Raw genomic sequence first — 24,233 nt, 5'->3', positions numbered from 1 at the left:
CGGGAGCTTTCCGGAAGAGAAGGAGCACCATCCCCTTTTTCTTCCTTACGGTTGCCGCACCGGAAAATCTGGTATAACAAGAAATTCATGCTGAATGTCATCTGCTATACCTTGGAAGCCGCTCTTCTTCTGCTTAACGTATGGATCATTCTGCTGGACTGGTACGTTTTCATCTCCCTTCATTTCACCAAGTCTGAACGATGGAACAGCTTTTCCTTCACACCATTCGCAGGAGGAATCCTCGGTTGCGCCGCTCTCTGGCTTCTTCCTCCTACCCAAGAAATGAGCATCCGATGGCTTCCTGTACAGCGCCCATCTGGTTAAACAAATCTTCAAGTTTCTTTTTCGTCGTTCCCTATAAACATCTTCTCATTCTGCACCATCGCGGGGAGAACTGGAAAAAAATGGAATGCAACCATTCGCCTTCCATCCTCTATCCCCCCTCAACGAATGATTTACACCCGCGCCCCTTTATGCCATAGTGGCACCCAGCGGTTATGAAATTCCTCCCCCTTGCCCTTCTCTGCCTCAGCCTGCCCTGCGGATTTTCCGCGGCCGCGCAGGAGCCCCCTGCCGACGCCCCGGCAAGTTTCCCGATCAATCTGGACAAAACGCCGGAGGGCGGGATTGAAGGGAACGGGAACGATGCCTCTTTGCCGGACCAGAGCACGCCCTTCAATGCAGCCAAACTTCTTCTCCGCGCCCTGCAGGAAAAGACGGACTGGACCGCAGACCCCTACAAGTCCCTGCCCGCTACGTCCCCGTTCGTGGGAACGCTGAAACTGAAGAGCATCCTTTCCCGCATGGAGGCCGTGCAGGCTTACGTGACGGCGTCCTCCCCGGAAAGGCCGCCGTTTGTGGATGAGGCCTCCATCATCATGGACGGGGACCTGGCCATGGCCTATATCATGCTGCCCGACAGGACCAACCCCTATATTTACGCGGCCACCGCCGTAGCCCTGATCAAGAAGAACGGGGAATGGAAAGCGTCCCTGACTCCCGGCAGTTTTGACAATACGTTCCTGCCCTTCAACGACCATGTCCGCCAGCGGGCGGCGCAGATTTCTACCGAGGCCAAGAAGAAGATTTTCGGCCTCGCGCACCAGTATTCCGTGGCCGCCGTGAAGAAAGCCCTGGAGCACATCAAAAGGTTCCGGATGGAGGCCGTCAAGGGCAAGTCCGACGACGAGATTAAAAAGCTGCTGATCCGCACCGTGAAGGAGGGCGATCCGGCCCGCATCGCGGCCCTGCTCGTCGCTCCCTATTACATGGAGTCCGCTATTACCCAGAGCGCGCGTCTGACCCCCGTGGTGAAAGCCATGCGCCTGCAGGACCAGAACCAGGAGAACCGCTACATCCAACCCACCAACCTCAGTTTCATGGGGTTCCCGAACACCATCCTTATTCCCCTCCAGCCCCACCCGGACGACCAGCTTGACCCGAACAAGAGGGACGAGCAGCCGGAACGCAACAAGAACGAGGCCAAGAAGACGGACAAGGATATTCACAGCATTGCGGCCATGACCATTCTGCCGCCGCGCATGAGCCTGCCGGACATAGACAAACCCGCCCTGATCTACCGCTACGCGCTGGAAAAGATACAGGATCCCACGGACGGCTTCCCGGTGTTCAAGATGTATGTGGGGGACGCTTTTTCCTCCTGGAACCTGAAGCCGGACGAGTCCACCACCAGCCGCATCATTGCGGATTTCCACAGGACGTATCCGGCCCTTGCCTATTCTGAACCGAAGGAAGCCGTTTCCGCAGCCGGACGCGCCCTGGAGGCCGGAGACAGCCTGACGCTGATTCGGATGCTGGCTCCGTCCAGATTCGCCTCCGTTCCGGAGTTTGAAGAAGCGCTCACACAACTGAAAGCCGTTATGAGCAAGGAGGAGTTCCAGCCTGCTTCCCGGAACAGGAAGGATTACAAGCCCACGCTGAAAGGCGCCTTTGAGCTGAAGGACGGGGGGACTTCTCTGAAGGCCACCATCGGCCTCAAGCCGAATCTCAAGTCCGGCTTCACCAAATGCAACTTGTACTTCACCCGGACGGAGAAAGGGTGGATGCTGACTGGAGCGGACGATGAAAATCCGCTGAAACTGTAGAAAAAAGCTTTCCGCCCCGGGAATTCCGGCAGCCGGGGAAGATGATCAAACATGCCCGCTCAAATATTCTTCCATAATTCCATCATGATGAATCTACCGATACGGCCGCGCCGCAACAGAAAATCCGCCAATATCCGGGATCTGGTCCGGGAGACCTCCCTTTCCCCGGAACATCTTATCTGCCCGGTTTTCGTCCACGAAGGGGACGAAAACCAGCCCATCTCCTCCCTGCCCGGCTGCACGCGCTGGAGCGTGCGGGGACTGGTGGAGGAGGCCAAGCGCCTGATGGACCTGGGAATCCACACGCTGGACCTTTTCCCCGCCATTCCGGACAACAAGAAAACGCCGGACGCCTGTGAGGCGTGCAACCCGGACGGACTCATTCCCCGCACCATTTACGCCCTTAAAAGCGGGGTTCCCGGTATTACCGTGATGACGGACGTGGCGCTGGATCCCTATAATTCCGACGGACACGACGGCCTGGTGGAGTTCCGGTCCGACGGCACCATGGAGATTCTCAACGACGATTCCGTGGAAGTCCTCTGCCGCCAGGCCCTGTGCCACGCAGACGCCGGGGCGGACATTATTTCCCCCAGCGACATGATGGACGGCCGCGTGGCCGCCATCCGCGCCACTCTGGATTCCGAGGCTCTGGACGACGTTTCCATCATGGCCTATACCGCCAAGTATGCCAGCGCCCTTTACGGGCCATTCCGCGGCGCTCTGGAGAGCGCGCCGAAGGAGGGGGACAAGAAGACCTACCAGATGGATCCCGGCAATATCCGGGAAGCCCTGCGGGAAGCCCAGCTTGATGAAGCGGAGGGCGCAGACATCCTGATGGTGAAACCCGCCACGCTGTATCTGGACGTAATCGCGGCCATGCGCAGGCATGTCACGCTGCCCGTAGCGGCCTACCACGTTAGCGGAGAGTACCTGATGATCAAGTCCGCGGCATCCTCCGGCTGGCTGGATGAACGGGAGGCCGTTCTGGAGACTCTAACTTGCATCCGGCGCGCCGGGGCGGACATGATCCTTACTTATTACGCCCCGCAGGCCGCCGAATGGCTTAAACAACAACGCTGACGCCGCACGGTATCCGTTCCGGAACGCGGACATATGCGGGCAGCACCATTCAACTCTCCGCATGTCCACTTCAACAAAAGTATTCGTCGGCGTCCTGATTGTCATCGTCATGGGCCTCACTTCCCTGTGGGGAGTGTATGCCCCCACTTTTTCAGAAGCGTATGTGCTTCCCGTCCAGATGACGGACGCCTCCGGCGCTACGCTGGGCAATTTCCAGTGCCGCCCCGTGGCCGCGGAGAACGGAAAAACGCTGCTCGTTTTCCGGAACAAGGATTTCCTGCGCCAGACCACCGGCGGCATGGTCCATTCCAGGATCATTCTTTCCTACAAGGGAGTGCCGTTTTTTGAAGGCACCGTGCCGGGACCAATGGAGGCCATTGAGATTCCCACCGCCAGCCTTCCCGCCCCGTACCGGAACCTCACGCAGAATTGAAACGGTCGGGAATTCCGCGGCAGAAGCGCTTCCTGTTATGGCATTGTTACCGGAGGGGCGCAGGTTTCTCTATACAAAAGGGGAAATTGTGTGTTTTTATAGACTCAAACGATGAGCAGCTTAACATATACCATTCTGGTTGCAGAGGATGACGACAGCATCCGGCACGCCCTGACGGACGTGCTGACCGCCTCCGGCTACGAGGTGCTGGCCGCGGAGGAAGGGCTGGCGGCCATCAGGGCCGTGCGGGAACGCAATTTCGACCTGGCCCTGCTGGATGTGGCGATGCCCGGCGCAGACGGCTTCCAGGTGCTCCAGGTCATGTCCGAGGAACGCCCCGGAACGCCCGTCATCATGCTGACGGCCCGCGGGGAGGAAGAGGACCGCGTGCAGGGGCTGAAGCTGGGGGCGGACGATTACATCGTCAAGCCGTTCAGCATCCGTGAGCTGATCGCCCGCATTGAGGCCGTACTCCGCAGGTCTCCGGAACGGCCGCGCCAGATCAGGGAGATCACTATTCCCGGCGCTGTGCTGGACAGCGCCAACCGCCTTCTTACGTTTGAAGACGGCAAAACGGCCACCCTCACCGCACGCGAGTTCGAGCTGTTGAGCTACATGGCCACCCACCCCAACCGGGTTATTACCAGGGACGAGCTGCTCCGCCGCGTGTGGGACATGGACCCGCGGCTGACGGATACACGCTCCGTGGAGATGACCGTCATGCGCCTGCGGGACAAGCTGGGCGGGAAGGCGGCCGCCTCCCTGGAGACACTCAGAAGCCAGGGCTACCGCTGGAATTCATCCTTCCTTTCCTGATCCGTGAACAGGCGCATCCGCATCATCCTGCTCACCGTCAGCCTGCTGCTGGTCGTCGGCACTCTGGGCTGGCTCACCCACGTTCTCCTGATTCAGGCGGAGGAAACGGGCCATTCCGAACACCGAATCAAGGTAGAGTCCCTGGCTCATGAGGCCAAGCTGGAGATGGACCGCCTGCTCACCGCCTTCATCACTTTTGAACAGGCGCGCGGCTATTACGAATATCTGCCTTTTTACGCCTACAGGCGCCCCTACGACCAGCGCATGGACGCCCCGGCACCCAGCGAACCCGCCCGTTCCTCCAACCTGGCCTCCTACCTGCCGGATTACGTCACGGCCTACCTTCAGATATCCCCCTCCGGGCAGGTCTCCGGACCTGCTCTGAATAAGGAGCTTTCCGAACGGCTGAACGGGGAGAAGAACCTTTACCAGCGTTTGAATGAGAAGGTTTCCGCCCTCATCTCCCTGCCGGCCAGCGGCAATCTGTGGGCGGATATCAGGAATGAAATTCTTCATGAGGTTCCGGAGCCGGAACCGCCGCGGGACGGGCTTCCTGCCCAGGTGGAGACCGTTTCCTCCCTGGTTCCGGTGGAAGACGGGGGCAATCTGTACATTCTCCGGCAGGTGCATACCAACCGCGGCGTTTACCTGCAGGGAGCCCTGATGAATATGGAGAGCCTGAACAGGCGTCTCCCGGAACAGGTGGCCAAGGCGCTCCCTCAAAGCCGTCTGGCGACTTTCGATCCCGCCGCCCCGCCAGCGGAAGAGGCCGGACGGGAAGGCACGCTTTTCTTTGCCAACGCTCCCCTCGTTTTCCTGCCGGGAGACGCGGCAGAGCTGCCTGTTCAGGATCACAAACAGATGCTGACGTGGACCCTTACTCTGATCTGGAGCATGGTGCTGCTGGGGGCGGCCGGCGTTATCTGGCTGATGCTGGGTACGTTCCGCCTGGAGCAGAGGCGCGGGGATTTCGTTTCCGCCGTCACTCATGAACTCAGAACACCGCTCACCTCTTTCTCCCTGTACACGGAGATGCTGGAGGACGGCATGGTACCGGAACAAAAAAAACCGGAATATTACGCCAACATGCAGCGGGAATGCCGTAGACTGGAACACCTGATAGACAATGTGCTGGCTTATTCCAAACTTCAGAGGAACGCCATCCGGCGCACGAAGGACACGCTCACCTGCCAGGAACTTTTTGAACCCATTGCGGAGAAGATAGAGCGGCGCCTGCGGGAAACGGGCATCAGCTTTTCCTTTGCCCTGGCCCAGCCCATCCGCATCCTGCCCGTCCATACGGACGCCGTGGCTGTGGAGCAGATCATGGACAACCTGACTTCCAACGCCATCAAATACGCCAAGGGGGAAAACGCCAAAGTCCAGCTGACCGTCCAGGCGGACCGCCATAATATCGTCATCCGCTTCCGGGACAACGGTCCCGGCATTTCCCCCAAGCACCGCAAGCTGGTATTCAAGCCGTTCCGGCGCACAAAGGAAGCCACTAACAGCCGGAAACCCGGCGTAGGCCTGGGACTTTCCCTGGCACGGGACATTGCCCGCTCCCTGGGGGGGGACCTGAAACTGGAGTTCGGTACGCTGGGGGGCGCCAGCTTTCTCCTGACCCTTCCCAAATCCTGAATTTGCGGGACAAAGAGAATGCCCTGGCGGCCGCGGTATTCCTTGATGAAGCTTGCCATGCCGTGACGGATATGTGACATTAAGCGGCGGCGCACGGCAGGAAGCGGTTTTACCGTTCCAAACGGAACTGTCAGGAGCCGGAGAATGCGCCGGGATGCAAAAACGCATGCAAACGCTACCATGAGCAAAAGGATTTTAGTCACCGGGGGAGCCGGATTCATTGGCTCCCATCTCTGTGAACGCCTGCTGGACGACGGTCACGAGGTCACCAGCATCGACAATTATTTTACGGGTTCCAAAAAGAATCTCCTGCACCTGCTGGACCGTCCCGGATTCCGGGCGCTGGCACACGACATTACAGAGCCTTTTTCCGTGGAAGTGGATGAAATCTACAATCTTGCCTGCCCCGCCTCCCCCCCTCACTACCAGCACGATCCCATTCATACGCTCAAGACTTCCGTACTCGGCGCCCTCAACGTGCTGGCTCTTGCCAAACGGTGCCATGCCAGAATTCTCCAGGCCTCCACCAGCGAGGTATACGGCGATCCCGCCGTGCATCCCCAGCCGGAAACCTACTGGGGCAACGTCAATCCCGCAGGCCCGCGCTCCTGTTATGACGAAGGCAAAAGGTGCGCGGAAACCCTGTTCATGGATTACCACCGCACGATGGGCGTGGACGTGCGGGTGATCCGCATTTTCAATACATACGGGCCGCGAATGGCCCTGAATGACGGCCGCGTGGTTTCCAATTTCATCGTCCAGGCGCTGAAGGGGGAAGATCTTACCATCTATGGCACGGGCAGGCAGACCCGGAGTTTCCAGTATGTGAACGATCTGGTGGAAGGCATGGTCCGAATGATGGCGGCAGAAGATTTCCACGGTCCCGTCAACCTCGGCAATCCGGGAGAGTTCACCATCCTGGAGCTGGCGGAAAAAGTCATTGAAATAATCGGGGCTTCTTCCAAAACGGTGTTCCGCCCCCTTCCCCAGGACGACCCCGTCCAGCGCAAGCCGGACATACGGCTGGCGCATGAAAAGCTCGGCTGGCAGCCGGTCATTCCGCTGGAACAGGGGCTGGAAAAAACCATTGCCTATTTCCGGAGCATTCTTTAACGCCGGAAACGGGCGGAATGGCCCAACTCCGGCCGTGCATTCTCCCGCTGTTTTTACGGCTTTATTACCCGTTTTTGACTGGCTCCCGCGGGAAGGTCCGGGTAGCATGTACGGTTATGAAACATCTTGAAGCCGCAGGGACCTTTTCCACGCAAGCCTCCGTCCGCAGTTATGAAAGCGGACCGGACGGCCTCATGAAGCCGGAGACGGTTCTGCACTGGCTTCAGGAAATAGCGGAGGCACACGCCTCCACCCTGGGGTTCGGCTATGATTTCGTCATGTCCCGCGGGCTGGCCTGGGTGGAAGTTCGCCTGGACATGGCTATCAGGCGCCGACCGGCCTGGAAGGAGACCGTGGAGCTGCGCACTTGCACGGCCCAGGCCTCTCCCCTCCAGGCGCGCCGCAATCTGGAAGTCCGGGATGCGGAGGGAAACGGCATCATTGAGGCAAGTTGCCTCTGGGCCGTCATCGACATCCGCCGCAGGCGTCCCGTTCCCCTGAACAAATACATTACCCAATTCCCGGAAGTGCCCTGTGACGAAATAGTCTCCGCTGTCCGGCTGGACATGAAGAACCTTCAGCCGGAAATCCGGGAATGGACGGCGGAACGCCGGGATATGGATTTCAACCGTCATATCAACAATGCCGCCTATCTGGTTTGGGCGCTGGAATCCCTGCCGGAAGCCTGGCAGGCGGAACGCGCCCTGACTGGCATTCACCTGCACTTCAGGAAGGAAAGCCATGCCGGGGAACAGATGAAGTCCCTATTGTTCCGCCAGGAGAATCTTACCTGCCACCATATCATGCAGGGGGATGAACTGCGGGCGGAAGCGGTGCTGGAATGGACCTGATGGACAGAATGATGAAGAAAAAACTCTACCTGTCCATCAAGTACGCCAGCTCCATTAAAGTCATTTAGCCACTCAACAACAAGGCCGCCCCGGTTCACCCCGGGCGGCCTTGTTGTTTTTGCAGCAGAAACGGTGTTTCCACCATTTCCCCTGATCTGTCCTGACTTTTTTTAGAAGTCGTAGCGGTAGCCGATGCTTCCGTTTACCGAGCTGGCTCCGTTGCGGATGTCCGCGTTGCCGTTGACAAAGACCGTCCCCTGCGTCCCTACCGGCACGCTCAGGCCCGCTCCTATCTGCAACGCCGTCCGACCTACCTTGGCTCCACGCACTTGCTGCGTGTAGCCGGGGTTGGCAAGGAAGCCCACCGACGTTTCTCCCCGGTCGTCTCCCAGGTCCTGGGCCGCGTTGATACGCAGTTCCGCCAGCGCTTCCCTCCCGAAGATGTTGCTGCCTACAAGACCCATCCACCGGCCGCCCAAGGCAAGTGTCCCCGTCGTCCATTCCTGCTTGTCCACGCTCAGGCCCGCGTTGCCCGCTCCCGTTTCACGGTAGCCGTCCATGCGCGTGGTGACCACCGAGGCGTTGAAGAGGGGCTGCAGGATGCTGCTCCTGTTTTCGTTGAGGTAGATGTCGTAGGTGAGTTCATACATCGCTCCCATTCCCCAGCCGTTGGTGTTGCCTTGCGTCCTGTAGCTGCCCGCTCCGTAGTCCACCGTCCGGTTGAGTTTGGCATCGTTCCACCCGCCCGTCAGGATGAGCGTGTGGGCCCAGCGCTTGCTTTGGTAGCGGCCGAAGAGGTTGGCGTAGTAGCTGTCCAGGTGGCCGTCGGCCGTGTCCGCCGCGCTGGCCGTCAGGTCGCCGTAGTTGGCCGTGAAGGCCGCCCCCATCGTGAAGGAGTCGCTGAGGTCCACGTCCACCCCGAAGGTGCCCCCCCAGGTGGTGAGCTTGTAGCCGCTTTCATCACCCCTGGTGTCCAGCTGGGCGTAGGAGCCCGTGCCTTCCATCCACATGTGGAAGTAGGGGAGGTCTTCGTTGATGTAGGCGGGGTTGACGCCCATCTGGTTGGTGCGGTTGCGTATCCATCCCATTTGTTCTCTCAGCGCGTCGCGCTGGGCGGTACCCAGGGCGTTGACCGTGGAACCCGCCGACGCAGCCAGAGCTCTGGATGCACCGGACAGATTCGGAGCTTCCCCCGTAATCATATTGCTCACAGCATTCATGAGCTGGCCCAGTTGGGAAGTTGCGTCCAGATTGTTTCTGGCTTCCCACAGGAGATTGGAACCGGCTGCCGCATTGTAGGAGTCAGCGGCGGGAGTGAAGATGTTTTCCTGCTGAACGGTGGCGTTCAACACGATGTTATTCCCGTCCCTGGACATGACGGCATCCTTGTAGTACACGGCAAAAAGCCCGGTGGTCCCGATGGAAAGGGAAGCACCTTCATCCAGTCCATTGATCAGGTCCGCCGTCATCAGCACCACGTTTTCCAGGTTATCATACGTGCCCAGGCCGGTGTTGCCCGTCATGTTGGCAAGCACGAACTGGGCTCCATCTCCGATGGTGATGGAATCCGCCGTGATCATGGCGGAGCCAAAGGGATCCGCCTGGTTCAGGTTATACACGAATTCCGTGGTGGAACCGCTCTGGAAGTCAATGCTGTTCAGATTCAGGGCCGTATTGGCGTTTCCGCTGCCTGAGCCGGTGGCTTCCACGCGCAGGATGCCGGAAGAGCCCACCGCCACATTCCTGTAGTCAAGTCCGGCGGAAGCCTCCGTCCCCTTCAGGACGAGCGTGCCGCCGTCATGCACGTTCAAGTCGTACGCGGTGCTCCCGGTCCGCATTTCCTGAGTGACCTTTCCGGAGATGTCCAGAGTGCCCTCTCCCTGCAAAGTGCCGGAGAAGGAGGCGCTTCCAGCCGTGGTGGAGGTGATGGACAGGGTGTTCCCGTTCAAGGCCAGAGCGCCGGAACCGGACAGCCGCAGAATGGACTTGTCCCCCGTGCCGTCCAGGCTCAGAGTTCCATTCAGCGTGACGGACGTTCCGGACAGCCCGGCCTCACCGGACAAGGTCAGGCTGGAGCCTTCCTGAATGTTCAGCGTTCCCGCTCCTGAAATGGAAGTGGCCAGGTTCAGCGAGGAATCCCCGGTAGTTTTCAGGGTGCCGCCGGAGGCGATTTCCAGGCTGCCGCCTGCCGCGTCATCCGCCAGGGAAGCCGTCGTGGTGCCACGGATGACTACCTTGGCCGCCCCATCTGCAGAGGAGGCAAGGTTGAGCGTGCCGATGCTGTTGGCGGAGCCGTTCAGCGCCAGCGTTCCCTCTTGCGCGACCACGGAATTGGCCGTGGCGATGTTTCCGTTGATAGTCAGCGTTTTGTCACCCGTCTTGACCAGGTCCACACGCTCGCCGTTAACCGTGAGATTGCCGTTGAACACGGAATTGTCCAGGTCGTTGGCAAGTTCCACATTCAGGGAGCCGTCCCCCGTGGCGTTGATAGTCAGATTGCCCGTGGTGGAGGTGCCGGAGGAAAGATGGCGGATGACGGTCTTATCCGTGTTGGCGGCGGGCACATCCACATTCAGCGCCAAGTCCGTATTCACGATGACCTGGGAATAGGAGTTCAGGGCCGGAATGCTGGTAACCGTATTCCCGTCTTCCGATGCGATGTAGATCTGGTCCGTTCTTCCGGAGATCAGGATGCTTCCACCCTCCACGCCCTGAATGCCGAAGCCGAGGCTTTCCAGCGTGGCGTTAAAGGTCAGGTGCTGGTTAAGCCATTCAACCAGATTATCCGACGGCAAGCCGCCAATCGTTCCGTTGGTGAGCAGGATACCGACGGATTCCAGATCGCGCATGGCAATGAGGATGTCCGTATCAATGTCCAGATGCAGCGTCAGGTCGGACGCGTCCCCGCCGAACGAGACGGTACCGGTAGCCGTGTCATTGAACTGAAGCAGGCTCTTCTGGTCGCCCCCGGCCGCGTAGGAAGTGTTGTTTACCCCCACGTGCAGGGAGTTGCCGCCCGCCAGGGTCAGGTTTCCGGTCAGGCCGGTGACGGCGGTTCCCGCCGTGGTTGTATTGATGGTACCCACCTTGTCCCCGGCCAGGCCGCCCAGGTTAATGTCTCCGGAACCGGCTTCCGCATTCACGTTCACGCCGCCGGCCGTAACATAGGCCCCCGAGTTCAGCAGGCCGCCCTTCGTGATGGTGACGCTGTTGGCCACGGCCTGGCCGTTCATGTCCAAGGTGGAGCCGCCGTTGACAGTGACGGCCCCCGTACCCAGGGATCCCGCGCCCAGCGCTTTTACGCTGCCGCCGTTCAAAACGGTGCCGCCCTCATAGTTATTGGAGGCATTCAGGTTGATTACAGGGGAGCCCGCGGATCTGTTTACCAGCAATTCCCCCGCCCCGGTAATCTGCCCCGTCCAGGAACCAGCAGCCTCTCCGTTTCCAAGCTGGACCTTGCCACTGGTGATGGTGAGTGTTCCCGTGGCGGTATTATCCTGCGTCAGCACCAGCGTTCCGGTTCCGGCCTGTTCCAATGCGGCGTTCAGGGCGCCTTCAGCGCCTACGGCGGCGTTCATCAAAACGAGGTCGTCCGCGTAGGAAAATTTATACTTTGCCGTACCGCTGGAGCCTTTCAAAATTACCCCGTCCCCGAAAAGTTTGCCATTATCCAGAGTAGCCGCAGTTCCATTGCCAAATACCCAGGTATAGACGCTGTTAGTACTGCTGTGGTTAAAGCTTCCCGTAAAGCCGGTCATATCCCCCAAAAGGTAGCAAAACGCACTGGCTCCGCCCATGGCGGTCGTTACCTCGCCGCTTCCGGTAAACGCGCCTCCAAAATAATAGGAATTGCCGCTTCCCCCGTTCAGGTAGGTTCCCTTCTCCAGCACATTGATCGTTGCCATGGCGGCGGTATCCGCCGTGTTGGGGCTATCCAGCCAGAAGCCGCGTCCATTCAAGGTGATCGTACCCCTCCCCATGCTGGCGGCGGTCGCAAACTGAATGTCGCGGGCATCATTCGTGTTGCCCGGATTGTTGTTCAATCCCGTCGCCACCAGTTCCCCGGTAAAGGAGGAATTATCTCCGGAAATGTAAAAACGGGATTTGGCCGCCTGGTTATCCAGTTCAATCCTGCCCGCACCGCTCATACCGTTAATAACGATACTGGCGCTGTTTCCCGAAGCAATGCCGTCGATAGATCCGGTAATGGACAGGGAACTCCCCGCGCTTACGGAGATTCCCGCTGAAAACCTCGTTTGAACTTCCCCGGAGGCGATGGAAACAGTGCCGCCGTTCACTGTCAGCGCATTCGTATAAACGGCAGCGCCCAGGTTCAATGTTCCGTCCCCGGACTTTTCCATGGCAAATCCCTTGTACCTGTCCACGGAAGCCCACGTCACGTTATTTCCATTGGTATCCACCTTGATGTTTTCCTTGCTTGCGGCGGAAATCCGGCCGGAGACGTCAGCCGTTATACCGGCACCGTACCGGAGGGTACCGCCGTCGAACATCAGGTCCCCGGTGCCCAAAGCGGAAGCGCTGCCCATTTCAATTGTGCCGCCTCCCAGGATGATCTTGCCGGAATAGTCGGTGTTGTCCGTATTAATGGTCAGCGTGGCATTTCCGGTTTTTTCCAGATTCCCAACACCTTCCAGGGAGCCGCCGCCTTCAGCTGCATTCCATACGTAATCCGTGTCGTTCGCCTGCACCATCATGATGGTGGGGGAAACAACGCCGTCAATGGTCACTGTTTGCAGGGCATTACCGTCAATATCCCCCATGATGACACCGGCATCATTGCCGTACACGCCGTCATTTTTCCACGGGGAGACGGCGGGAGCGGCGGCGGACCAGACGCCGTCGCCGCCCTTCCACTCAAGCAGAGTCGCCTGCGCCACCACCAGTGTAAGCTTTCCGTTTTCCGCATTCCAGGATCCCATCAAATTATCCCCCAGAACGAAGGAGTTGGAAGGAACTCCGGCAATGGTACCCGCATTGATCATGCCATAGGAACCTGCCGCCCAAGTCATGCCGTTAATCGTTGCTTCTCCCAGAAGAAGTTCGCTGTTTACGGTCAGCGTTCCGGTGACATTCAGCAGGTACGCTCCGGAGGAAGGCAACACGGAGAAATTCAAAAAGGAGCCATTCCCCAGCGTCAGGTTGCCCGTCACGGTAGCGGAAGTTCCCAGAGACAGGGAACCGGATTCCGCAATGGAGAGCGTTCCTCCATTCATGTTCAGGGAAGAAGCATTGGAAAGGATCACATTGGAAAACTGCGTGGCGGCATTCACCGTCATGCCCGACGAACCGCCTATGGTCAGGGCGTTGGCGAGAGTGGTATCCTGCTGAGCCGTCAAATGGCTTCCATTCAGGTTGACGGCGCCGGAACCCAGGGCCGCAGCATCGTTCAACTGCAGCGTAGCCCCGCCAGTAACAACCCAGTCCGCGTTCATCCCGGCCTGGGCGGCCGTATTCAGGATAAGGGTGCCGGAATGGCCTTCCGCCCCCACGGTTACGGTCCGGGTTCCCTCCCCAGCCACGCCCAGAGGGCCAAACATGTTCATGGTTTTGCCGGTTGCTATCTTGAACAGGGCATCGGCATTGAAGATAATGCCGTTTGCCCAGGGCGCGCCGGAACTGCCCAGGGTAAAATCGCCGCCAATGTCAAACAGCGTATATCCTGCCCCCCCGTCACGCAAATTGATGGCGCGGTTATATCCCCCTCCCTTGACTACGCCGAATCCGTCCGACCCTCCGGTCACGGTAATCCCACCAATGGAAAGCGTATTAAAGGAAGCCTGAAGCTCCTTGCTGGTGCCCGTCAGGCTGCCCTGGTCAAGAATAATGGTATTGGCAGCCGTGCCCGACCAGACGGCCGACCAATCCGTTACGGAAGGATCCCAATTGTTGGCTCCATGAATATCGGAATTCTGCCCCAGCCACGTATATTCAGCAGCGCGCGCATACGGGGAGGGGACGACAGCCATGCATGCAAGCAGGGCGGACAGCAAACCAGTGGGAAGATGCAACTTCATAGTTTTTCTTAGAGAAAATGAGGGTGAAAATCCCTCCCGAACCAGCACGGGAGGCTTTTTATGATTACTAACGGATTAAAAATCCTGCTACAAGATTAAACGTTGATTCCCTAGGTGTTGCGCATCTTCAAAAGGGCTTTTTTCCGGCCTGATCTGGTCCGCGAAAGGAATGCCGCATGGTGTTATCTTTATTAATATAAACAGACAAGAGGGCTGGTTCTGGTATATTGGCAACTTTGCCGCTCAACAGCGGATTTTTAATCCGCTGTTCAAATTAATGTGAATATTTTTTATATCAAAATATAGTGGTTTTTATTCCAAAATGTTTATTGTGAGGGGGAAATTCCGGGGGAAATATTTTATGGGGGGAATAGGAAAATAGACAAAATGGACAGGCAGCGTTTCCCCTTTTCCATTGTGTCCATTCTGTCCATCTCCCTACCACCAACAACAAGGCCGCCCCGGTTCACCCCGGGCGGCCTTGTTGTTTTTGCAGCAGAAACGGTGTTTCCACCATTTCCCCTGATCTGTCTTGACTTTTTTTAGAAGTCGTAGCGGTAGCCGATGCTTCCGTTTACCGAGCTGGCTCCGTTGCGGATGTCCGCGTTGCCGTTGACAAAGACCGTCCCCTGCGTCCCTACCGGCACGCTCAGGCCCGCTCCTATCTGCAACGCCGTCCGACCTACCTTGGCTCCACGCACTTGCTGCGTGTAGCCGGGGTTGGCAAGGAAGCCCACCGACGTTTCTCCCCGGTCGTCTCCCAGGTCCTGGGCCGCGTTGATACGCAGTTCCGCCAGTGCTTCCCTCCCGAAGATGTTGCTGCCTACAAGACCCATCCACCGGCCCCCCAAGGCAAGTGTCCCCGTCGTCCATTCCTGCTTGTCCACGCTCAGGCCCGCGTTGCCCGCTCCCGTTTCACGGTAGCCGTCCATGCGCGTGGTGACCACCGAGGCGTTGAAGAGGGGCTGCAGGATGCTGCTCCTGTTTTCGTTGAGGTAGATGTCGTAGGTGAGTTCATACATCGCTCCCATTCCCCAGCCGTTGGTGTTGCCTTGCGTCCTGTAGCTGCCCGCTCCGTAGTCCACCGTCCGGTTGAGTTTGGCATCGTTCCACCCGCCCGTCAGGATGAGCGTGTGGGCCCAGCGCTTGCTTTGGTAGCGGCCGAAGAGGTTGGCGTAGTAGCTGTCCAGGTGGCCGTCGGCCGTGTCCGCCGCGCTGGCCGTCAGGTCGCCGTAGTTGGCCGTGAAGGCCGCCCCCATCGTGAAGGAGTCGCTGAGGTCCACGTCCACCCCGAAGGTGCCCCCCCAGGTGGTGAGCTTGTAGCCGCTTTCATCACCCCTGGTGTCCAGCTGGGCGTAGGAGCCCGTGCCTTCCATCCACATGTGGAAGTAGGGGAGGTCTTCGTTGATGTAGGCGGGGTTGACGCCCATTTGGTTGGTGCGGTTGCGTATCCATCCCATTTGTTCTCTCAGCGCGTCGCGCTGGGCGGTACCCAGGGCGTTGACCGTAGAACCCGCCGACGCCGCCATGGAACGAGCGGCCTGTCCCGCGTTGCCGGACTGGATGTCGTTGCGTACTGCTTCACGCAGGTCACCCAACACCGTACCCTTGGGCGCGTTGCCGCGGTTGTTCCACAGAAGGTTGGCTCCCGCTGCGGAGTTGGCCGTATCCGCCGCGTCCATGAAGGCGTTGTCCGTCTTGACCATGCCGCTGACGATGATTTTCCCGCCTTCCGCACGGATGCCGAGTTCCTGGTAATAGAAGTCAAAGTATCCGGAGGACGTCACCGAAGCGCCGTCAGCCGTTACCGTACCGCCAGCACCCTGCGCGTCCACCAGCGTGAAGTTGAGGTTGGCCGTTGGATCCGCCGGATCGTCGTAGTCGCCCAGACTGTCCAGGGAAACAGTAGTGCCGTTCAGGTTGACATCCCCTGCCAGAACCGTAATGACCGGGTTGGCGAAGAGGTCATCCCTGTTGGTGTTGATGACCAGGTCCAGATTGGCCCCCGCCAGATTGAGGCCGTTGCCGACCGTCAGCGTGGTGTTGACAGCGTCCACGCCGTCACCCACCGCCGTGAGGCGCACATGGCCGCCGGTACCTGCCGTGAGCGTCTTGTAGGTGACGGAACCGTTGCCCCCTTCAGCGCCCATCAGCTCCAGGGTTCCCTTCGTAACGTTGAGGGACTGCCCGGCGGAGCCGCTGCCCTTGAGAGTCTGCGTACCCGTTCCGTTCATGGTGATGCTGCCTTCCCCGGTCAGCGAGCCTTCAAAGACGGACTTGCCGGAGGCGGTGATTTCCAGGGCGGAACCGTTGTTTAGACTTCCATTCCCCGTAAGACCGGAGAGGCTGTTAGCTGCGTTGCCAAGTTCCAGCATTCCGTTCGTGGAGAGCTCCACCTGTACGCCGTCAAGCTTGGATGTGCCGTTGAATAGCAGGGAGGCGTTGTCCGCCACCTGGAGCGTACCGGAACCCGTCACAGTGCTGTTGGAGAGTTCGGAACCTGCCGTATCAAGCGTGAGCTTGCCGTCCCCGCCAATGTTGAGCGTTCCGCCGTTGCCTTCATCCGTGAGCGTTCCGGCAGTTGCCGTGCCGATGACGTTCAGGGTGGAGAGACTGTCCGCCTCCCTAGAGTCAAGTACGATAGAACCCAGGTCCGCCGTGCCGGAAAGCGTCAGGCTGCCTTCCCGCATGTCCAGCGCGCCGTCCGTGTTCAGGCTGCCGGAAAGTTCCAGGGAACCCGCACCCGTCTTGGTGATATTGGCCGTGCCGCCGTTAATGGTTCCGGCGTATTTCGTGTCGGGTCCGGACGTATTGGGATCATTTCCCAGCAGTTCGTTGTTCAGGATGACGGAGGCCGTCTTGTCATCGGTTGCAGTAATGGTGATCACTCCGGAAGCCGCTCCGGAAAGGTTGTTGATGGTCAGTCCTTCCGCCTCGTCATCCACACCAGGGAGGTTGAGGGCCAGATTGCCGTCCACAATAACCGCCCGGTAGGGATCAAGTTCCGCGTTGCTGGTGATTTCCTTGTCTTCACTGCCCACCGCATAGATCTGCGTGGCGTCGCCCGTGATACCGATGGAGCCGCCGTTGATACCCGTGACGGTGAAGCCCAGGCCTTCCAGAAGCGGGTTGAAGGTGGCCGTGCCGTAACTCAGAGATCCGTTGGTCAGGTTGAGCCATGCGGTGCGTTCTCCGGCTCCCCAGCCCTGCATGGCGTTGACCACGTCCGCAGAAAGGGAGAGCGTCAGGCTGGCGATGTCCAGCGTAGCTCCGTTCTCATTGAACTGAATGATGGAATCGCTGCCTGCCAAGTCCTGCGTCTTGGCGACATTGTCCGTGCCGACGACCAGATTGGCGCTGTCCAGGCTGGCCGCCCCGTTGATGCCGCTGATGACCGTACCGGCATCCGTAATACCTATGGATTTGAGCGAGGAGCCGTTCAAACCGCCCAGGGAGATGGAACTGACTCCGGCCGCCGCATTGACGGTGACATTTTTGCTGGCGCCGCTGTAGTATTGGCCGCCCTGCAGTTCGCCCCCGGTGATGTTGAGGGCGCCCTTGTAACCGTCGGCCCCTGCCAGGAAGGCCAGCGTGCCGGAAGAGAGCGTTACGGTTCCCGCGTAGTCCGCACTGGCTGAGCCAAGGCTGAGCTGGCCCGTCCCTGTTTTAGCGAGGCTGCCCGTTCCGCTAAGTGCGCCGTTGAGGGTGATGTTCCCTCCCGTGGTGTCTACCGTGGCGGTTTTGCCCTGCGCCGCGTTGAGCACAACTCCGCTTTCCGCGGACCAGGCCGCACTGGAGTTGAGCGTGCCTTCTCCCAGCGTGAGCGTACCGGAGGTTCCGGTGATGTTGCCGCCCATGGTAAGCGTACCGTTGCCGTTCAGCGTAATGCCGGAGCTGACCGTTCCGCTGAAAGCGAGAGCACCCAGCTGCGCCGTTCCTCCTGCGATGTTGAGTTCACCGGCCACGTCTCCTCCCAGCGTTACGCTGTTGCTTGTGAGGGTGACCCCCGTTCCGACGATGACTGCGGAGGCCTGCGTGTTGCCGTCAAAGGTTCCGCCGCCGACTTGCAACGTGCCTATGTTCTGGGAATGTTTCAGGTTCAGCGTTACGCCGTAGGTTGCATTGACCACGGAGGCATCCAGCATTCCATTGACCGTGACAGTCCGGTTGGACGTAGCCGCTCCGTAACCGGAGAAGACGATGTCTGCCCCGCTGTTGCGCAACGTTCCGTTGAGCGCGTCATTCCCGTTGATCGTCTTGATGAGCAGGGAGCCGCCATCCGTTTTCTCCAAGGTTCCGGAGATATTCTTGAGGATGCCGGAAAGCGCTATTTCCGTTCCGCCGGAAAGGTTGAGCTTGGAACCGGCCGCCACCGCGATGGTGCCGGAAAGGACCTTCGTATCTGCAATGCCGCCCAGCGCGACACTGCCGTTCCCGGAAACATTCCAGTTAAGCCCCAGGAAGCTGTCCTGGCCGCCAGTGCTTACCGTCAGCACTGTATCGGCGCCCGTGGCAGCCAGTTTCACGGCGTCTGAGGCGTTTTTCTGCACCATGATTTGCGTGAGCGTCACGTTCCCGGAGGCCTGCAACGTACCGCCCCCGAAGATGATGGAGCCCGTTCCCAGCGCTCCGTCCCCGTTGATGTCCACAATGCCCCCTTCCAGGGACGTGGAACCTCCATAACTGTTGGTGTTGCGGATGATCAGCGTTCCGTCCCCCCTCTTGGTAAGAATGGTCGTATCCCCAGTAATGTGGCCGTCTCCTTCAAAGGTGTAGGTGTTATTACCGCTGTTGCTGACCACGACGGAAGACGGCGCCACGTTCCCCGTGATCGTCACGTCCTTGTTGGCCGCCGTGTTGTCAAAGAGCAGAGGCTGGCCGTCCGTGCTTGTCGGCTTAGTACTGCTTCCCGCATAGGTCCAGTTGGAAACGTCGCCGGCGCTCCATGTTCCGGCATCCGCCGTTCCATTCCATGTGAGCATGTCCGCGGAGGACTCTATTTTAAGCTGAAGCGTCTTTCCGTCCGCGGAGAGCCCCAGCATGTAGGTGAGTTCCGGATGGGCCTCGTTAATGAGTTCTCCGACATTGAAGGAGCCTACCATGAGCGTCCCGGTTCCCACCGTCAGCAGGGAGTAGTTCCCGGAATCGGTAAGCGTTTCGTAGTTGGAGAGGGTCAGGTTGTGCGTTCCGCTGACCGTCAGGCCGCCGGTGAGCGTCACCAGCGCATTGTCTCCCGCCGTCAAACCCGTCATGTCAAAAGTAAGCGCCGCCCCGGAGGCCAGGGCCATGCTGCCATCGACGTTCAGCCGGGAATAGCTGCCCAGCGTCAGGCTGCCCAGCGTGCCTCCATTGCTGATGATGGATGCCGTGGAAAGTGCGCCGGAAGCACCGGCCTTTACGGCCACGGCATTGCCGAGCGCATAGTCTCCGATGTCAAGTGTGGCCCCGGAAGAGAGGGATACGGAGCTCGTCCCGAAAGCCGTGGCGCTTCCCGCCTTCAGCGTTCCGGCTTCCACACTGGTGATGCCGGTGTAGGTATTGGCTCCGCCCAGCGTAACGATTCCGGACCCCTTCTGGGTAAAGGTGCCCGTGCCGCCAATGGCATTGCCCACCGTTCGGTCTCCGTCCACAGCAAAAGTCAGGAAAGCGTCCCCGTTGCCGCCTAGCGTCACGGCGCCGGCTCCATTGCCCAGCGTGGCGGCGCCCGTCAGAAGAAGCGTTCCTTCCTTGAGCAGGGTCTGCCCCGAGTATGTGTTGGCGCGCGTCAGTTGAAGAACGCCGTCACCCGTCTTGGTGATGTTGCTGCCGCCCTGGACGATCACGTCTATCTTCAAGTCCGCCGTGCTGGTGTCATCCAGTGCGAAGTTGCCCCGGGCAATGTTAAAGGCCGTAGCCCCCGAGATCGTCATTTTATTGTTGTTAAACTCCCCGTTCGAAGTGAACACGGACATGCCGGAAGCGCTGGACAGCGTGTTGATCCGGTGGCTGCCGTTGAGGACATAGAAGCCATTGCCGCTGGTGTTGACCAGCACGGAACTGGCGTCCATCGTCAAGTTCAGGGTATTGAGCGTATTGTGCTTGGTGCCCGTGAGCGTCCACACGGCGCCGTTCTGCAGCGTCAGGGAACCGAGTGTCGCCCCGGTGTAGCCGAAGCTGTCGCCGTCCGTGTTCAGGCTGCCGCCGTTGACGGTCAGGCTGCCGGACAGCAGGGTGTTCATAGTGTTCGTCGCCGTGATGGACAGAATGGAGCCTGTCCCCACATAAGTGGAGACGATGTTCCTTTGAGGATTGTCATTGAGAAGGTTCAGGGTTGTCCCCTCGCCTGTTACTTCCAGATTGGCGCCCGTGCCGCTGTCAAGAATTTTGTTCAGCGTGACTTCCACCCCGGAAGTGAAGGCCAGCGTTCCGCCGTTGACCACGGGCATCGTTTCTCCCAAAATGTCCGTGATATTGCCGCCCACGCCGATTTCCAGCGTTCCCTCACCCGCCACCGTTACGGTGCCCGTACCCAGCGCCTTGTTCGCCGTCACGGCCACTGTTCCTTCCTGAATGTTGACCGCCCCGGCGTAATTTTCGTTGGAGCTGTTGAAGCTTACCTTTCCTTCTCCCAGCTTGGTGATGGTACCGTTGCCGGCCAGTTCCCCTTCGTTGTTGGTCAACGCCAGATCCTGCCCCGCTCCGTTGTTGAAGTAGATGGCCTTGGCGTCCATGCTTCCCGTCAAGGAAACGGCGCCCGTATGGGTTCCGTCAAACAGGTACGTCTTGGTGTTGTCCACTGCGCCGATCGGATTGCCGTCCCACACAATCACTCCATCCGCCATGCTCACGCTGACGGATACCGTCTTGCCGGCCGTATCCACGGTGAACGTGCCCTGATACAGGCCCGCCAGGGTTCCGGTCAGGGTCATGGAGTTTGCATCCACAAAGTTCCCGGACGTCAGGGTGTCCCAACCCACCAGCGTGTATGTCCCTTCGGCTACATTGCCGTCAATGTTCAGACTCACTCCGGCATCCGCGCCCAGCGCCAGATTGGCAACCGTCAGGACAGCGCCATCCGCACTCAGGGCGGTTCCGTCAACGGCCAGGGAGGCGGCATTCAAAGTTCCCGTCACATTCTGGGAACGCAGGGCCGTCACCTTGGCGGAAGAGGCGTTCAGCGTTCCTGCCAAAGCCGTATCCGCATCCAGGTACAGGTTGGAGCCGGTGAGATTCAGAGTTCCGGAAAATCCGGAGACATCCCCGCCCAGCGTCAGGGCCCCGACATTATTTCTGGTATTCACCGCCAGCGTTCCCGTCCCGCCCAGGCCGCCTTCCATTCGGAGCATGTCTCCGCTTGAAATCATCGCTGTTCCGGAACCGGACGTCTCCACGGAAACCTTGCCGTTGAGAACCATGTTCCCGGAGGCTCCGGTAAAAATATTCAATCTAGTGGCGGCGTTCACCCCTTTCAGTGTGATATCGCCATCCAGAGCAACTCCTCCCATAGCAGCATTAGAATTCAATCCGGAGAATGTCACCGCAATCGTACCCGCACCTCCTCCAATCGTAACATTCCCCTTCCCCCAGGGGGTTACAGTCTGTCCACTGGTAACCGAGGCATTTCCTACGTCGTAGGTCAGATTAATATTCTTGTCCGTAGCAATAATTTCCGTATTGCCGTCGTAGGAGTTTTTCACCCAGCCTCCGGTAAATTTCCATTGATTGCTGTTGATATGCGTAATTTTCAAATCGCCGGTACCGCTGATCGTGCTCCCGACGGACGTATTATTCCCGAAAGTGCCCGCACTCAGGGAAGCCTGCCCTCCCGCCGCATCCAGAATGATGTTCATGTTGAACACCCCGGAAGTACCGCCCCCATTTGACAAAGTGAGCGAAGTCCCCTTACCCATGGTCAGCGTCCCTGTTCCGTTCACACCGACACCATAGGGGACAGTCATTGCCACATTGTCTTTCAGGACAATATTCATGCTTCCGGTCCAGGCCGCTTCATCCTGTTTCAGAGAAAGAGTCCCGCTTTCCACGATGAGCGTGGAGCCGTTGGAATTGGTAAAGGCATTCCTGTTGATGGTCAGCGTCCCGTCTCCCGTCTTGCTTACGGTGCCCCCAATGCCGCCGGTCAGGGAGGAGTTCCCTGCTCCGATGGTCAGGGAGCCTGTCCCCTCATTCGTCAGCTTGCCTTCATAAGTACCTGCGCCCAGCGTCAGGCTGCCTTCTCCCGAACGGGTGAGCGTTCCGGTCCACCCAGCCAGGGAGGCCCACGTCACGGCATTCCCGTTGGTGTCCACCAGAATGGCGTTGCTTGCCAGGGCATCCGTCTTGAGCTGCCCGGAGATGTCCGCCGTGATGCCCGTGCCGTATTTGAGGGCGCCCCCGTTGAAAATAATGTTTCCCGTCCCCAGCGCTCCGGCGTTCTGCATTTCCACCACGCCGCCGCCCAGCAGGATTTCCCCGGAAAAGCCGGAGTTGTCCGTGGCGATCATCAGCGTTCCGTTTCCGGTCTTCTGGAGTTTGGAACTTCCCGTAAGGGAGCCCGTTCCCGTCCATGTGTAATCGGTGGATTCCGCGTTGACCAGAATCAGGCCGGGATTTACCTGCCCGGCGATGTTGACCGTTTGGGGAGCATTGCCGGCAATATCCCCAAAGGATACTCCCATGCCGTTTTCAAAAGTGCTTCCGGCGCTCCACGGAGAATTGGTCCCGCTTCCCCCCACCGTCCAGGTAGCGTCCCCTCCGCCCGTCCAGCTTATGGAGGTCAGTTCCGTCACCACGAATTTCAGGACATTGTCCGCCGTATCCCAATTCCCTATATACTGGGACCCGAGCAGGACGGTGTTGGCCAGATCCCCGGTAATTCCTCCCGTAGCACTGATCAGGCTGTATGTTCCGGCGCCCCATGAAACGTCGTCTGCATTCTCCAGCAGCAAGCTGCCGTTCACCGTCAAGGAACCGTTCAGAGCCAGCAGGGCGTCCCCGTTTTTCGTCATATGGCTGGCATCAATGAACAGGCCGGTTCCCAGATTCAGGTTGCCGGTCATCGTGTTCTGCCCGCCCAGGGACAGGGAGCCCCCGCTTAAAGTCAGCCCCGCGCCGGCGTCCACCGCGGACACGTCAAGGGTGACGCCGGAAGACAGGGAAAGCCCCTGATACGCGGCGGATATGCCTCCGATGGCCGCATTGCCCGTCACGGAAAGAACCTTGTTCGTGCCCATGCCGCCGGCATGACCCACAATCAGCGTACCTCCATTCAGTTCCACACCGCCGCCAAAGGAATTGGCGAATCCCAGCGTCAGCGTTCCGTCCCCCACTTTCTTCAATCCTCCGTTCCCGGTGAACATGTCATCCTTGTCCCCGCCTTCGATATTGCCTGCACCGCCCAGGGTCAGCACGTCATTCAGAACAACCTGAATGGTCTTGTCAGTGTTCAGACGCATTTTTACCGTCGTTCCGGCATTGGTCACCAGGTAGCTGCCTCCGCCTTCATTCACGGTAAAGCCGATGTTGGATATCGTCTCCGCCGCGGTGGCTGTCACCTCAATGGTGCCGCCGCCGGACAGGAGTAAATTTTCCTTATTGGTCATTCTGGCTCCGAATACGTAATTCCCTGCATCCATGCTGCGTGTTTTCAACACGCTGTTATCCGCTACGGAGATGATGAACCGGGTCCAGTTGGCATCCTGCGCCACGGAAAGGCGTGCATCCGGAGCCGTCAGGTCCAGCGTGGAGCCGCCCTGGATATTCAGGCGCCCGTCTGCCGCCAGCGTGTGTTCCGTAGCGGTGCTGAGAATGCTGAGCGTGCCTCCGCCGTCAATCGTCAGCGTATGCGCTCCTATGACCAGGGAACCCGTCTCCTGGGTAACTGTAACGTCCGGGTTAATGGTCAGGGTGACGTTGGCGGTTACATTTGTATTTTCCGTCCAGTCCGTATTCTCCGTAATGGTTTCATTGGCTCCCAGATCAAGGGCATAGGCGGGGGCGGAAACGAGGGCACAGCAGGCAAGCAGGGCGGACAGCAGTTGCAAGGGCAAGTGAAGCTTCATAGATAAAATGTTGGTTATGAATATATTTAATTATAATCTATTTTTTCAGGAAAACAGAGGAGGCTCTCTATATCATTAGCGGTTTATCGAATTTGAAATCCGGTGTCAATCTGGAAGTT

The 24,233-nt window shown here is 59.0% G+C and carries 10 protein-coding genes; 8 read left to right on the top strand and 2 right to left on the bottom strand.

The genetic code is table 11. The features are described 5' to 3' along the window. Window positions 1-87 precede the first annotated feature (87 nt). The 8 genes from V3C20_RS10970 (at window position 88) to V3C20_RS10935 (ending at window position 8,042) form a co-directional block, all read left to right on the top strand. Window positions 88-324, top strand: a complete 237-nt coding sequence (locus tag V3C20_RS10970; RefSeq protein ID WP_130084647.1) for a hypothetical protein — start codon at window positions 88-90, stop codon at window positions 322-324. 173 nt (window positions 325-497) lie between these two features. Next, window positions 498-2,105, top strand: a complete 1,608-nt coding sequence (locus tag V3C20_RS10965) for a hypothetical protein (RefSeq protein WP_130084648.1) — start codon at window positions 498-500, stop codon at window positions 2,103-2,105. A gap of 87 nt (window positions 2,106-2,192) precedes the next feature. Continuing rightward, the gene (hemB, locus tag V3C20_RS10960; RefSeq protein ID WP_130084655.1) at window positions 2,193-3,188 is read left to right on the top strand and encodes a porphobilinogen synthase; all 996 of its coding nucleotides are present in this window, start codon (window positions 2,193-2,195) and stop codon (window positions 3,186-3,188) included. 61 nt (window positions 3,189-3,249) lie between these two features. Further along, a complete protein-coding gene (locus V3C20_RS10955; RefSeq protein WP_130084649.1) occupies window positions 3,250-3,621 on the top strand; it encodes a hypothetical protein in 372 nt (123 codons plus the stop codon). A gap of 111 nt (window positions 3,622-3,732) precedes the next feature. After that, window positions 3,733-4,437 carry a response regulator transcription factor gene (locus tag V3C20_RS10950; protein ID WP_130084650.1) on the top strand — a complete coding sequence of 235 codons (705 nt, stop codon included), beginning with the start codon at window positions 3,733-3,735 and terminating at the stop codon, window positions 4,435-4,437. Between the two features lie 3 nt (window positions 4,438-4,440). Next, complete coding sequence (locus V3C20_RS10945) at window positions 4,441-6,078, top strand: HAMP domain-containing sensor histidine kinase (protein ID WP_130084651.1); 1,638 nt, start codon at window positions 4,441-4,443, stop codon at window positions 6,076-6,078. Window positions 6,079-6,258: 180 nt separating this feature from the next. After that, the gene (locus tag V3C20_RS10940) at window positions 6,259-7,191 is read left to right on the top strand and encodes a UDP-glucuronic acid decarboxylase family protein (RefSeq protein WP_130084652.1); all 933 of its coding nucleotides are present in this window, start codon (window positions 6,259-6,261) and stop codon (window positions 7,189-7,191) included. 116 nt (window positions 7,192-7,307) lie between these two features. After that, entirely contained in the window at window positions 7,308-8,042 is a 735-nt protein-coding gene (locus tag V3C20_RS10935) for an acyl-ACP thioesterase domain-containing protein (RefSeq protein ID WP_295971646.1), read from the top strand. A 170-nt stretch (window positions 8,043-8,212) separates the two neighbouring features. Here the strand turns inward: V3C20_RS10935 and V3C20_RS10930 are convergent, their stop codons facing one another. Next, window positions 8,213-14,077, bottom strand: a complete 5,865-nt coding sequence (locus V3C20_RS10930) for an autotransporter domain-containing protein (protein WP_330935382.1) — start codon at window positions 14,075-14,077, stop codon at window positions 8,213-8,215. Between the two features lie 542 nt (window positions 14,078-14,619). After that, complete coding sequence (locus tag V3C20_RS10925; RefSeq protein ID WP_149879817.1) at window positions 14,620-24,114, bottom strand: autotransporter-associated beta strand repeat-containing protein; 9,495 nt, start codon at window positions 24,112-24,114, stop codon at window positions 14,620-14,622. Between the last annotated feature and the right edge of the window lie 119 nt (window positions 24,115-24,233).

The sequence above is a fragment of the Akkermansia sp. RCC_12PD genome (assembly GCF_036417355.1).
Lineage (GTDB): Bacteria > Verrucomicrobiota > Verrucomicrobiia > Verrucomicrobiales > Akkermansiaceae > Akkermansia.
The sequence above is the reverse complement of the archived record's forward strand: the minus strand, read 5'-3'. Positions and strand labels throughout refer to the sequence as shown.

Excerpts from the sequence above, each read along its gene's own strand:
- V3C20_RS10970 (WP_130084647.1), top strand. The coding sequence starts at position 88 with ATGCTGAATGTCATCTGCTATACCTTGGAAGCCGCTCTTCTTCTGCTT.
- V3C20_RS10965 (WP_130084648.1), top strand. The coding sequence starts at position 498 with ATGAAATTCCTCCCCCTTGCCCTTCTCTGCCTCAGCCTGCCCTGCGGA.
- hemB (WP_130084655.1), top strand. The coding sequence starts at position 2,193 with ATGAATCTACCGATACGGCCGCGCCGCAACAGAAAATCCGCCAATATC.
- V3C20_RS10955 (WP_130084649.1), top strand. The coding sequence starts at position 3,250 with ATGTCCACTTCAACAAAAGTATTCGTCGGCGTCCTGATTGTCATCGTC.
- V3C20_RS10950 (WP_130084650.1), top strand. The coding sequence starts at position 3,733 with ATGAGCAGCTTAACATATACCATTCTGGTTGCAGAGGATGACGACAGC.
- V3C20_RS10940 (WP_130084652.1), top strand. The coding sequence starts at position 6,259 with ATGAGCAAAAGGATTTTAGTCACCGGGGGAGCCGGATTCATTGGCTCC.
- V3C20_RS10935 (WP_295971646.1), top strand. The coding sequence starts at position 7,308 with ATGAAACATCTTGAAGCCGCAGGGACCTTTTCCACGCAAGCCTCCGTC.
- V3C20_RS10930 (WP_330935382.1), bottom strand. The coding sequence starts at position 14,077 with ATGAAGTTGCATCTTCCCACTGGTTTGCTGTCCGCCCTGCTTGCATGC.
- V3C20_RS10925 (WP_149879817.1), bottom strand. The coding sequence starts at position 24,114 with ATGAAGCTTCACTTGCCCTTGCAACTGCTGTCCGCCCTGCTTGCCTGC.